Here is a 12,927-nt window from a genome sequence, read left to right on the forward strand (position 1 = left end):
AAAGGCTTTCGCCTCTTTTTCACTGTTCGGATTATTTATTCATAATGAAGAAATATTCACGATAATATTTCAGTTCAGCAATCGAATCACGAATGTCATCCATGGCTAGATGCGAAGCATTTTTCTTCAGGCCACTCATGATTTCAGGGCGCCAGCGTTTTGCCAACTCTTTTACTGAAGATACGTCCAGATTACGGTAATGGAAATACTGTTCCAGTTCAGGCATTAAACGGTGCAGAAAGCGACGATCCTGACAGATCGAGTTACCACACATAGGCGATACTTTTGGATTCACCCATTTTTTCAGGAATTCAATGGTTTCACGTTCTGCATCCTGAGCAGTCAATTTACTGCGGCGTACGCGCTCAATCAGGCCAGACTGACCATGCTGGCGAGTATTCCACTCGTCCATCGCATTCAGGATACGGTCAGATTGATGCACAGCTAGCACGGGCCCTTCGGCAAGAATATTTAGGTTATCGTCCGTTACAATCGTGGCAACTTCAATAATCTGGTCATTGTCTGTATCCAGACCTGTCATTTCCAGGTCAATCCAAATCAGGCGGCTATCCGGGGTGCTGCTCATAAATGTGCAATCTTATTAGGCTATAAAACATTTATAGTAGCAAATTTATTACGTCGATGCTGTAACTGACACCCCGCTTCATGCTATTTTTGCCATCTCGCTCCCATGGTTTTTTAGGATTTGAATGGCTTTAATACGTAAACGTCGTTTAACTGAACAACAACAACGTCGTATTCAAAAACAGCACAAAACGCGTCAGGAAGAGATCGATACCTCTCAAGACCTGGAAGGGCTGGTCGTGCAGCATTATGGCCGCCAGCTTGAAGTCCAGGCCTTGTCCGTACCTGAACAGCATCCTGAAAAACCGGTCGTGGCTGAAGGCGAACCTGAGCCCTTCTGGAAGCCGATTGAACTGGGTAGTGTCTGGCGCTGCCATACCCGAACCAACCTGGAATTGCTGGTAACAGGCGACCGAGTCAAATGGCAGGCTGATCCAAATACCGGACTCGGCATTATTACGGCGATTCATCCGCGCACTTCTTTGCTGACCCGTCCTGACCGTTACCACAAGGTTAAACCGGTTGCCGCCAATATTTCCCTGATTGTGATTGTGTTTGCGCCATTGCCTGAACCAGCTCCGGGTTTGATTGACCGTTATCTGGTGGCTTGCGCAGATGCAGAGATTCCAGCACTTTTAGTGCTCAATAAATCAGATTTGCTTAAGGAAAATGATCCAATTCTGGATCTGCTTAAAGAATATAAAGATCTGGGTTATGAAGTGATGCAAACCCAGTCCGATGGCGATCTGACAGAACTGTCCGCTCGTCTGAATGAGGAAACTGTAGCGGTTGTCGGTCAGTCAGGTGTCGGTAAAAGCACGCTGATTAATGCGATCGTCCCGGATGCTGCACAGAAAACCAATGTCATTTCTGAAAACTCGGCACTGGGTCAGCATACGACGACCTCCACACGTCTGATTTCCTTTGGTGATGGCGCTGCTCTCATTGACTCACCGGGAATCCGTGAATTTGGTCTCTGGCATCTGACCTTGGACAAAGTCCAAAGCGGTTTTCCGGAAATTGAAAATCTGCTCGGTCACTGCCAATTCCGTAACTGCACCCATAAACATGAAAAGCAGTGTGCCTTACGTCAGGCAGCATCAAAAGGGGAAATTTTGCCGCGCCGACTGGACAGCTATTTACGTTTAATTGACGAAATTAACGAAGCGCAGCAAAAAAATTAATTTTCTTAAGGCTTAGCCCTTGAAGCGGTGATTTTGATCACCATATTTATGAGCTATACTCTTGGCAATTTTAAAATTGTAATTAGGTGAATTGTGGAACGTTGGTTCGAGTTTATGGGGAATCACCCCTTCTTGTTTGGAACACTCGCGGTACTCGTGGTTGTATTCTTCATCATCGAAGGTCAACGTAATGGTCGCAAAATCTCTCCGCAATCGCTGGGAATTTTAGTTAAAGCAAAAAATGCCATGCTGATTGATTTACGTGATGCTAAAGACTTCCGTGAAGGTCACATCAGTGGTAGCCGTAACATTCCATATAGCCAAATTACAAAACACGTTGATGAGTTAAAAGCATCTGATCGCCCGTTGGTGTTCATTTGTAATCTTGGGCAAGTTGCAGGTTCTGCGCTTCAACAGGTAGGTCATGCAGATGCCTACCGTCTGGATGGCGGCATTACAAACTGGAAAGCTCAAGGTTTACCTTTGGTGAAAAGCAAATAATCTGCGAGCAGGAGATTGATCATGGCTGAAGTTACTATCTATTCGACGACAGTATGTCCGTATTGTATCCGTGCAAAACAGCTCCTTGAGCGCAAAGGTGTTGCATACAAAGAAATTAATTTATCCAATGAAGCCCCTGAAGTGCGTCTTGAATTGATGCAACGCACCAATCATCGTACCGTGCCACAGATTTTTATTAATGAACAATTTATCGGTGGTTTTGATCAACTTTATGCCCTAGAGCGTGAAGGCAAACTAGACGAATTATTGGCTTAATCTACTAAAACCTACCTCATATCAAGGATTAAAGAATGAGTGAAGAACAACAAGCTCAACCACAATTGGCATTAGAGCGTATTTACACTAAAGATATTTCTTTTGAAGTTCCTGGGGCACAAGTTTTTACCAAGCAATGGCAACCTGAGTTAAACATCAACCTTTCCTCTTCTGCAGAAAAAATTGATCCGACTCATTTTGAAGTGGCTTTAAAAGTTGTGGTTCAAGCGACCAATGAAGGTGATACAGCGTTTATCGTTGACGTGACTCAAGCAGGGATTTTCCTGATTGATGGCGTTGAAGAAGAGCGTCTGCCATACATTCTTGGTGCTTACTGCCCGAACATCCTGTTCCCGTTCCTTCGTGAAGCGGTGAATGATATGGTGACTAAAGGCAGCTTCCCGCAATTACTGCTTACACCAATCAACTTCGATGCTGAATTTGAAGCGAACATGCAACGTGCGCAAGCTGCTGCTGTTGAAGGTCAAGCTTAATCACTTGATCTTGAAGTTAAAAAAGACCGCAATAGCGGTCTTTTTTATGGCTTATTTAAAGGCTTGATGCCCCTGCTTTTTAATCTGATCCATTTTCACTGTGAGAGTTTGGGCTTTGGTCAATTGATTAGCTGCAACAAGTTGTTCAGCTTGTTTAATCTCTTTCAATAAGCCAGTTAACAATCCCTGATAAGCCGTAACTTTTGCATCTTTGGATTTTAGCTTTTGCAGACCTGATGGTAAATTTTTCTGGCAAACTTCCACAGATTTTTGCATACCTTGCAATGCTGCCCGCGCCTCTTTGCTATCTTTCGCAGATTTGAAATTTTTTAAATGATGGTCGATTTCATGCATATTGTCATGATAGTGATTTTCTTCTGCCATGCTCGACGTGGTGATCCCCACTGTGCCCATCACAAAAATCATGCTGATTAAAAAATTTTTAAACATCCTTATTATCCTGTATTGTTTTTATATTAAACATCTTAGTGGGAAAGTCCTGAAAGATAAATTATTTTGATCCGAATTCTTGTATCCCTTGTCATCAGACTTACATCATTAACAATTAAAGTTAAAAATAAAAACCCCTCAATAATGAGGGGTTTTCTTTGCTGAAAATTGATCTTTTAAAAAGACTTATTCTGCATCCAGCATCAGTTCAGCACTCATGCCTACTGTGTTATAACCCGCATCGACATACATGATTTCACCAGTAATTCCGTTCGCCCATGGTGAGCACAGGAACAATGCTGCATTACCGACATCTTCAATGGTCACATTGCGTTTTAGTGGAGCCACTTTTTCATTCAGATCTAGCATTTTACGGAATGATTTAATACCAGACGCCGCCAATGTACGGATTGGACCTGCTGAGATCGCATTGACACGAATACCTTCTGCACCCAGACTAGATGCCAGATAACGTACACCTGCTTCTAAAGAGGCTTTCGCCAGACCCATCACGTTATAGTTCGGCATCACGCGTTCAGATCCTTGGTAAGTCAGCGTTAACAAGCAGCCTTGACGTGCAGCCAGTAATGGCTTCGCAGCGCGTGCCATCGCGATAAAGCTGTAAGCACTGATATCATGCGCAATCTTGAAACCTTCACGGTCGGTTACATCAGTAAAGTCACCATCTAGGGTATGTGCTGGCGCAAAACCGATTGAATGCACGATGCCATCCAGACCATCCCAGTGTTTTGCCAGTTCTGCAAATGCATTGTCAATTTCTGCATCTACAGCCACATCACAAGGAAAAACCAATTCAGAACCGAATTGTGCAGCAAAATCATCTACACGTTTTTTCAGCTTTTCATTTGGATAAGTAAAAGCGAGTTCTGCACCTTCACGATGTAATGCCTGAGCAATACCAAAAGCAATTGATAATTTACTTGCAATACCTGCGATCAAGAAGCGCTTACCCGCCAATAGTCCTTGTGCCATGTGAATCTCACTCAAAATAATTTATATGCATGATGCCAAGTCTAAAGCATTTTAGAAATTGCATAATGCGCCTTTTTTCACTGGATCATAAATTGGAATCCAGTTTCCGACCGATGTAGGGTTTTATCTTAGATCGCCAGATGTAAAGCCTGATGGGTATTTTTCCAGAGCTGCTGTGCCAGTTCATCTTGATCCATGTGCAGACTCTTGGCAAGGCCTTGCAGGACATAAGGCAGATTGGCAGGCGTATTGCGAGTTCGCTGCTCAGTAGAATGTTGGCAACATAAAGGCGTCATGTCCGGACAATCGGTTTCAAGCACCAGATATTCCGGCCCTACCTGTTGTACCACCTGATGCAGTTTTTTAGCATTCGGATTGGTGATTTGTCCTGTTATTCCAAGCTTGAAGCCCAGCTTGATAAAGGCTTTGGCTTCCTCAATCCCGCCACCAAAGGCATGGGCAATACCACCTTGTTTAAACTGATGCTGTTTTAGAATCTGTAAAACATCGGCATGAGATTTACGGATATGCAGTAACACTGGTTTATCAAACTGCTGCGCCAGTTCCAGCTGTGTAGCAAAAAAATCTTTCTGTTTCTGAAAAAGTTCCGGCTGTTTATGCCGTTTATCGAAAGTATCCAGACCAATTTCACCAATGGCAATACAAGGCTCTGTACTTAATAACTGCTCCAGATCCTGTAAATGCTCAGGTTGATGCTGCTCAATATAAAATGGATGCAGGCCGGGTGCCAGATGACTTTGAGGCGCATTGTCTAACTGATTAATAAAATGATGCGTCTGCAATAAATCCTTAAACCGGCTCTGTAAAAAACCAATTAAGACCAGATGCTCCACCCCTGCTGCTTTGGATGCATAAGCCAGCTGTTCCCGATCATGATCGAAATCGGGAACATCAAAATGGGTATGGGTATCAAATAACGAAACCATCAGCGTGCTTTGGCAGGAGTTGCAGGCTCGGCTTCTGAAGCAGCGTTCTCTGTTTGAGGCAGATATTCAGGTTTCAGAATGCCATTCAGCTGTTCATAAGGAATGACCAGACGTGGCAAACCCACCACATAAGGACCAATCTCATATTCGGCATATTGCAGCGCTAGTCCCTGTTTAGACAGGTAAAAATTATCTGTCAGCTTAAATTTCCAGGCCTGTTCATATTCAGCTACATCATTGGCCAGTTTGGATTCCATCACCCAGATTTTAAAAGCCTCATAAGCTTTGGCTTCGAGCTGAGCCTTTTGTTTAGGCAGAATGATATCATCCAGCTTAATCAGCTTTTTCTGCTCAAGATCAAAATTGTAGTAGGTTTGAGCAGAAGCGCCATGCGCACCACCGAGATAATGGGTACTGTTTAAGACCACAGTCGCGAGTGGATCACCAGATTGTAGAATTCTCGGTTTGATCATCAAGCTGATACTATGGCTGGCACTGAGTGCTTTCAACTCCTTATCCAGATTCAAGAAAGTCTGCATATGCGGCTGAATCTGCTGTTCAAGCTGCTGTTTTGGAGTTTTGACATTGGCTAATGCAGTTTTTGGTTCGGAAGCAGCGGCTTCAGCTTCACTTGCTGCAGATGCTTTCGCCGGTTCAATCGCATCAATAGACAAAATGCCCTGTAGCTGCTGCAGAATCTGCTGATCTATCCATTCATCGATAAATGGCTGATTGGTTTTCAATCTCTCGATAGAAATCTCAGGACAGTTTTTTCCTTCACATTCAGGCAAGGCCAGTTTCAGCTTCTCAGTATCACCACTAAGCTTCAGCACTTCAGGCTGAGCCTGTACCACTTCAGGCGCAGCAGGCTCTTTCGGCTCTTTTTCCTTAGGCTGGCAGGCACTCAGCAAAACCGCTGATGCCAATACTGACAGACATAAAATATTCTTATAATTTGACATGCATTAACCTTTGTTCAACATCATCATTTATCCTTGCAGGACCTACCTGTTAGAACATATTCTGATAAATATCCACTTTCAAGACTTGTTGTGTTTGTTCTTTGGTTAAATAGATGTCCAGCTGTTTGGCATCTTTGCTAATTTCCTGACTACGATAATGTAAGCCAATTCCTTCCTGATCAAAGAACCAGTCCGCCTGCCCCCAATACAGTTTTTTTGGAGCTTTCTGCTGGACTTCCGCATTATTGTCTTTTAGCCACTTTTGATAAGCCTGCTGCACAATCTGGTCCATCTGCAACTGCTGCTCAGGATTGATAATATCCAGCGGGCTGAGTATTTTTTGCTGCAGCCGGTCAGCTACAAAGAAATAGTAGCGTTCTTTGACGCGGATGTTTTCCTGAGTGCTATCTACACCGATCTGCATCAGCACAAATTGATTGCGCTGATAAGGAATGCGAGTATATAGCGATAACTCATAGGCCTTGTTCAGTTTGAGCTGGGCTTGCCAGGCGTCTGATTTTTTTACATAGGCATTAATCGCCTGCTGCAGACTCATATCCTGCTTTAGGCCAATCTGATCCTGAATGACTTTTGCCTGCTGCTTTTCAATAGACTGGTTTAGCCAGGCATCAGCTGTCTTTAAGGTCTGAATATCCAGATTAATACAGTTTTTAGTTTCACAAAATGGCAAGGCAATATCGGCCGGTTTCTCCTGAATATTCAGATAAGGCAAAACTTTGGCTTTTTCTTCAGGGGTAACTGCTGCAGATTTTTTCTGTTCCGTCGCTGTCTGTTCTTTTTCATTTTTATTACATGCACCAAGTAACAAACTACAGCCAATGACTGAACCGAGCAGGATTTCCTTACTAAACTTCATGATTTTTTAGAGATATAAGTAATGAGTCGTTTAAATGTAGCACAAAATAAAACAGCTTCCGGAGAAGCTGTTTAACATTTTCCAAGCCTGAAGGCTTAGTGTTCGCGTGTGTTACGGAATACGATATCCGGATAACGTTCCTGCATCAGCTGTAAGTTCACTCGGCTTGGTGCAAGATAAGTCAAATGACCACCACCATCAACAGATAACTGGTCATGGGCTTTTTTCTTGAATTCATTAAATTTCTTCTCATCTTCGCAAGATACCCAACGTACTGTATTGATGCTCACCGGCTCATAAATACAGTCCACCTTGTACTCTTCTTTCAGACGATATGCCACCACTTCGAACTGCAGCACACCCACAGCACCAACAATCAGGTCATTGCTGTTTTGTGGCATGAAGACCTGAGTTGCACCTTCTTCAGACAGCTCTTTCAGACCTTTTTGCAGCTGTTTTGACTTCAACGGATCTTTCAGACGGACACGGCGGAACATTTCCGGTGCAAAGTGCGGAATACCGGTAAATTGCAGTTTTTCACCTGAAGTGAAAGTATCACCGATCTGGATGGTACCGTGGTTATGCAGACCGATAATATCACCCGGCCATGCTTCTTCCAGATGCTGACGGTCACCAGCCAGGAAGGTCAAGGCATCGCTAATGCGGATATCTTTATCGATACGCACATGCTTCATTTTCATGCCTTTTTCATACTTACCTGAACAGATTCGCATGAAAGCGATACGGTCACGGTGTTTCGGGTCCATATTGGCCTGAATCTTGAAGATAAAGCCTGTAAAACCTTCTTCATCTGCCTCTACTTTACGGTCTTGAGTTGGATGCGCTTTGGGAGGCGGTGCATATTCGCTAAATGTATCCAGAACATGGTCGACACCGAAGTTACCTAAAGCTGTACCGAACAGCACTGGAGTTTGACGGCCTGCCAGGAATTCTTCACGATCTAATGGCTCATTGGCCATTTGTACCAGTTCCAATGATTCTTCAAATGCCGCCCAAGCCAGCTCACCGACTTTTTCACGTAAATCAGCATGGTCATAGCCATCACGAACTTCGATATCAGTAATCACTGAACCAAAACCGGCTTTATAGACATAGAACTTTTCTTCGAGCAGATTATAGACACCAGCGAAGTCACGTCCTGTACCGAGTGGCCAGGTAATCGGGACACATTTAATTTTCAGGACATTTTCGATCTCATCCAGCAGCTCTAAAGGCTCACGGATTTCACGGTCCATTTTGTTGACGAAAGAAATGATAGGAGTGTCACGCATACGACACACTTCCATCAATTTGATGGTACGTTCCTCGACACCTTTTGCACCGTCAATCACCATCAGCGCCGAGTCTACCGCAGTGAGGGTACGGTAAGTATCTTCCGAGAAATCTTCATGCCCTGGGGTATCCAGCAGGTTAATCATCTTGTCCTTGAACGGGAACTGCATGACGGACGTGGTGATCGAAATCCCACGCTCTTTTTCCATTTCCATCCAGTCAGAAGTGGCTGCACGATCCGATTTACGGCTTTTCACCATACCTGCAACCTGAATGGCCTGACCCCATAACAGCAGTTTTTCTGTCATGGTAGTTTTACCGGCATCGGGGTGGGAAATAATAGCAAAAGTTCTGCGAGCCGCTACTTCTCTAGCTAATTGATCTTTAAACATAAGGGAAATCTTCAATATGTACACAGTTTTGTACACATTTCTAAATGTGTATCAAGCCAGTGAAGTGATAACTTAAAATTGGCGCAATTGTAGCAGATTTCAGCTGATAATCATTAACTCACCACGAACCCTATTCCCAGATATTTTTAATATAAACGATCAATTAACTTTGTCTCGTCTAAGCTTAGCTGCTACAGTGAAATTCAAAAACGATTAATCTATTATTTCTTTAAATCTTTCCTAACAGCCCAGTCTAGGGGGATTAAAGCTCTGTGTGATCCTCTCCCCCATCGTTCCTTCGTTGCATCTACATATTTTTTATCTTTTGAAAAATAAGCATGTTCAAGTAAAATAACCTGCAATCCTTTTATTTTTGCAGTTTCATTGAAAATAAATTCAATATGTTTCTCTAGAGCATTAATATCTTCATCATTATCACTCCCTAATATCACATTTTCATCTTTTAGTGTCGAAGGAAAATAAGGTCGACTGATTTGATCTAAGAATAAGACACCAGGCACTGAGGTTTTTTGTGTTTCAAAATACTTATGCAGTGCAAAAGCTAGAGAAATATGAATTGCTAAGTAATTTTGATCTGAACCTAAATCTGACATTTTAAGGATAGATTCTGTTTTATTTTCTATTATACTAATTTCAGGTTTTAAGGCATTAAAATCTAACTCAGCATTTACACATGGTGCGACTGTTGGTAGTAATTGAAAATTTTCGGTGGCAAATTTAGAAATCTTTAATTCAGCTCTTCTCAATTTTATTTCTTTGGAGCTTTTATCAATTTGTGCTTCAATTTCTTGAATCTCTGCAGATAATACATCTAAATCAACTCCTTCCTGTATATCCTCTTGAAAGGTCTCTAGAAAATATGATATCCGCCCTCTGAGATGTGCTTGTTGTTTAGAATGGTCATCATATTGTCTCATCTCTTCTGTCTGTCTATACCAAGACTGAATTTTTGAATCGACATGAGATAACATAGCATTTAAATCATTTAATTTATCATTTAAATTATTTTCTAAAAGAATCAGCTTGGGCTCGACTCTTTTAATTGAAATATTCTCATCTCTAATTTGCATTAGAGTAGATTTTAAATGCTCCGCCATTGAAATTCCAATTTTTGACTCAGATTTACAAACCGGACATTGCTCAGGAATATTAGAAAGATTAAAGTGATTTACTAATTCCAACTTATTTAATTGTCTTGCTACTGTTCCTTTATAACCTGATGCCTCAAGAATAACTTTTTTTGTAGCATTTAATTTACTATATAGCTCATTTATTTCATCAAGGAGAGCTTTCCTTTTAATATTTAGTAATGTTATCTCACTATTATCGGGGTAATTAATAAATTGAGTTTCAACTTTTAAAATTTCTCTGAGATTTTCTATGATGTCGCTTAGACTATTTTCATTACTTGTGAAAACGTTTAAACCTAATCTTTTTGCTTCTTCTAAAAAATTTCTTGCTTTACTTATTGAGTCTTCTTGCGACCTTAAAGTCAAATTTTTCTTATTCGTCTCTAATTCTAAACGACTTTTTAGTTTTTTTAGTTGTTGTTCAAGATAAATACTTTCTTCATTCGATATATTAAGATAATAAGGCAAAGCTGCTAAAAAATCTTTAGACTTTTCAGCATCATCCATGCTATGAAATAAAAGTGACTCACTATCAATAACTTCTTTCGTGATCAGTAAAAATGGCGTTATATTTCGAATTGAGGCCTTACCAAGAGTTTTTCCAGTAAAGTTATTTTTTCTTTGGATATCACCTATTCCGAATACCTTTTCTATATAGTCCTTCGCTGAATCAAGTGTACACGCGCCATCTAAATCTTTATATTTTTTAGGTATCTCCAAATTTCGCCCTGATCTCACAAACATTTTTGAACTTGTCTTTTGCCCAACCGGTGGTATTACTCTGGCTGTAATAAGTTCTTCAGCACCTGCTACCCATTTAACTCCTACACAAATACTTCGTCTACGAATATGAGCAGCTAGTTCACAAGTGCTAGATCCTAAACAATAATCAAGAGCTTTAATAACTGCTGTTTTACCTGTACCGGATGCACCAGTAATAATATTTACAGTATTTAAATCAAAATCTATTTCTCTAATTTCTTCGCCATTTGAATTAAAAAAGAAAATTTTACTAATATTCCAACGATTCAAACTGTTAACCCCATAATATCAAAGACTGCCTTAGTTGAACCTGCCTCTGCAAACCAACATCCCAACCTCTCAGCGCACTTAACTACTCTCAACAAATCACTATCAATTTTCCTGATTTTTGATTTTTTAAAACTATTAAATCCAAGTGATAATTGAGCCTTTTCAGTAAGCTCTAAATATCCAGAAAAACATCCAAATTGAAGTGCTTCAGTAACAATATTTAAACTACCATTCAAGCGAATATGAATATCAAGATCGTAGTTCGGGCTTCTTTTTAACCACTCTCTTAGACCAGTTGTCTTATTGGTACCTTCAAATAAAGGAATATAATCATCTGATAATAAAAGGGGTAAGGCCACATACACTAATGGCAGATCAGGAGACCTATTTACTGTACGGATATAAGCATCAACAAAAGTTTCAAGAAGTAACGCACAAAATGCAGGATTCATTTCCGCATAAATATCATGTGAAATTTTCATTTATTTACTTAAATTTTTCATATATTCAGGATGCCATCCTACAGTTAAATTTATAGCTAACACTTGATATGAGCCACGAATATAATATGCAGCAGACCAACTTTCAGCAAACGGTCTTATTAAATTTGGAGCGTCATTATGTGTCCACCGTAACAAGTTTAATCCTTCATTACATTTTTCATTATCATCACTATTTTCAGAGTCTTCGCACATTGTAGTGTGTTTATCTTCCCAATACTCTTGTAATAGACCATCGTATTCATGAATTTTAGATGACATACCTGGATTTGATCTAACCCATTTAGAACGCTGTTCTCTAGCCCTCCACTCTTCACGAATTGCTTTGGTTTTATCAGATTGTCGACCTTTTACTAAATCAATCTGAGCTATCAATCTTGTATTAGGAATATGCCCATCAGGTACCTCACTGCGCTCAAATTCAGGTAATAGTTTTTCATGTTCAATTTCCGCTGAAATTTCCATAATTTTTGATTGCAATTCATTTCTTAAAATATATCTTTCCCGAATACCACTTAAAGAGTAGATGACTTGTCTATCCCACCACTCTACTAATTTTTCTACAATATTTTTTTTATATAAGGATGGAAAAAGCGTCAGCTTTTCTTCTATCGATGTTTCAATTTGATTAATATTTGGTGATCTTGATATTACTCTGACACGATCAAATAGATTTTTCCTTTGCCCACCTGTTAAGCTTAAGAAAGCTTCACAACCATCCTTACGATCTGCATGCGGTAAAGTTTTTTTCTTCTGTTTTTGTGCTATTTCCCTTTCTGTTACAACTCTTGTAGCTTCTTTTTCTAAAGCCTCCAAAAGGCTATTTCTGTTTTGTGTCAAATCAATTAATACATTTAATGGATCCGTTTCACTGATTCCACTTACTACAACTAGATGAAATTTTGTTTCGGATAAAGAAATTTTCGGAAGAATATCCACCCAAGCTTTTATCGTCTTCCATAAGGACTTTGATTTAATAGTTAAAGCTGGTGGATTCGATTTAATAGAATGTTTTAACTGGTACAGTAAATTTTGACCATTTTCATCTAATTGAATGTCATCCAAAGTTTCAATAGAGATAGCGGCATTATCTGTTGATAAGCTTAGTAACGTATCTAATGCATACAAGGATTGATAGAAAAAACCCAAAGCCGATGCTTCTGCCGAATGATCAGCATTTTTAATACTCATTCATCGCCCCATCAATATCAATAAAAACTTTGAAAAAAAGTATCTTAACACTTGTAAAGCATATTTATTAACCACCTACAGTCTAAAAGTTAAAATTCA

At 40.3% G+C, this 12,927-nt stretch carries 14 protein-coding genes; 4 read left to right on the forward strand and 10 right to left on the reverse strand.

The window, feature by feature from the left end:
• Positions 1-31 precede the first annotated feature (31 nt).
• A complete protein-coding gene (gene orn / locus ACWM1W_RS13130; RefSeq protein WP_004782074.1) occupies positions 32-586 on the reverse strand; it encodes an oligoribonuclease in 555 nt (184 codons plus the stop codon).
• A gap of 124 nt (positions 587-710) precedes the next feature.
• Here orn and rsgA point away from each other — a divergent pair, with 124 nt between their 5' ends.
• From rsgA to secB, 4 genes are all read left to right on the forward strand, one after another.
• Entirely contained in the window at positions 711-1,769 is a 1,059-nt protein-coding gene (gene rsgA, locus ACWM1W_RS13135; RefSeq protein ID WP_448765144.1) for a ribosome small subunit-dependent GTPase A, read from the forward strand.
• 93 nt (positions 1,770-1,862) lie between these two features.
• Positions 1,863-2,270 carry a rhodanese-like domain-containing protein gene (locus ACWM1W_RS13140; RefSeq protein ID WP_005232169.1) on the forward strand — a complete coding sequence of 136 codons (408 nt, stop codon included), beginning with the start codon at positions 1,863-1,865 and terminating at the stop codon, positions 2,268-2,270.
• Between the two features lie 21 nt (positions 2,271-2,291).
• The gene (gene grxC, locus ACWM1W_RS13145) at positions 2,292-2,546 is read left to right on the forward strand and encodes a glutaredoxin 3 (RefSeq protein ID WP_034169897.1); all 255 of its coding nucleotides are present in this window, start codon (positions 2,292-2,294) and stop codon (positions 2,544-2,546) included.
• A gap of 35 nt (positions 2,547-2,581) precedes the next feature.
• On the forward strand, positions 2,582-3,040 hold the full coding sequence (gene secB, locus ACWM1W_RS13150; RefSeq protein ID WP_004782070.1) for a protein-export chaperone SecB: 459 nt from the start codon (positions 2,582-2,584) through the stop codon (positions 3,038-3,040).
• A 51-nt stretch (positions 3,041-3,091) separates the two neighbouring features.
• Here the strand turns inward: secB and ACWM1W_RS13155 are convergent, their stop codons facing one another.
• The 9 genes from ACWM1W_RS13155 to ACWM1W_RS13195 form a co-directional block, all read right to left on the reverse strand.
• The gene (locus ACWM1W_RS13155) at positions 3,092-3,490 is read right to left on the reverse strand and encodes a cytochrome b562 (RefSeq protein ID WP_312307669.1); all 399 of its coding nucleotides are present in this window, start codon (positions 3,488-3,490) and stop codon (positions 3,092-3,094) included.
• A gap of 186 nt (positions 3,491-3,676) precedes the next feature.
• A complete protein-coding gene (locus tag ACWM1W_RS13160) occupies positions 3,677-4,483 on the reverse strand; it encodes an enoyl-ACP reductase FabI (protein ID WP_312307670.1) in 807 nt (268 codons plus the stop codon).
• Between the two features lie 128 nt (positions 4,484-4,611).
• The gene (locus ACWM1W_RS13165) at positions 4,612-5,433 is read right to left on the reverse strand and encodes a TatD family hydrolase (protein WP_312307683.1); all 822 of its coding nucleotides are present in this window, start codon (positions 5,431-5,433) and stop codon (positions 4,612-4,614) included.
• Positions 5,430-6,392: an RsiV family protein gene (locus tag ACWM1W_RS13170; protein ID WP_262735570.1), complete on the reverse strand. Its 963-nt coding sequence runs from the start codon at positions 6,390-6,392 to the stop codon at positions 5,430-5,432. The genes ACWM1W_RS13165 and ACWM1W_RS13170 overlap by 4 nt, the downstream gene beginning before the upstream one ends.
• Positions 6,393-6,441: 49 nt before the next feature.
• A complete protein-coding gene (locus ACWM1W_RS13175) occupies positions 6,442-7,269 on the reverse strand; it encodes a hypothetical protein (protein WP_312307674.1) in 828 nt (275 codons plus the stop codon).
• A gap of 95 nt (positions 7,270-7,364) precedes the next feature.
• Complete coding sequence (locus ACWM1W_RS13180; protein ID WP_180012641.1) at positions 7,365-8,954, reverse strand: peptide chain release factor 3; 1,590 nt, start codon at positions 8,952-8,954, stop codon at positions 7,365-7,367.
• 221 nt (positions 8,955-9,175) lie between these two features.
• Positions 9,176-11,137: a DUF3732 domain-containing protein gene (locus ACWM1W_RS13185; protein ID WP_448765143.1), complete on the reverse strand. Its 1,962-nt coding sequence runs from the start codon at positions 11,135-11,137 to the stop codon at positions 9,176-9,178.
• A complete protein-coding gene (locus ACWM1W_RS13190; RefSeq protein ID WP_448765142.1) occupies positions 11,134-11,619 on the reverse strand; it encodes a three component ABC system middle component in 486 nt (161 codons plus the stop codon). Before ACWM1W_RS13190 ends, ACWM1W_RS13185 begins: the two co-directional genes overlap by 4 nt.
• Complete coding sequence (locus ACWM1W_RS13195; RefSeq protein ID WP_448765141.1) at positions 11,620-12,828, reverse strand: ABC-three component system protein; 1,209 nt, start codon at positions 12,826-12,828, stop codon at positions 11,620-11,622.
• Positions 12,829-12,927: the final 99 nt, after the last annotated feature.

Source organism: Acinetobacter sp. TW_SC_4, from assembly GCF_054861205.1.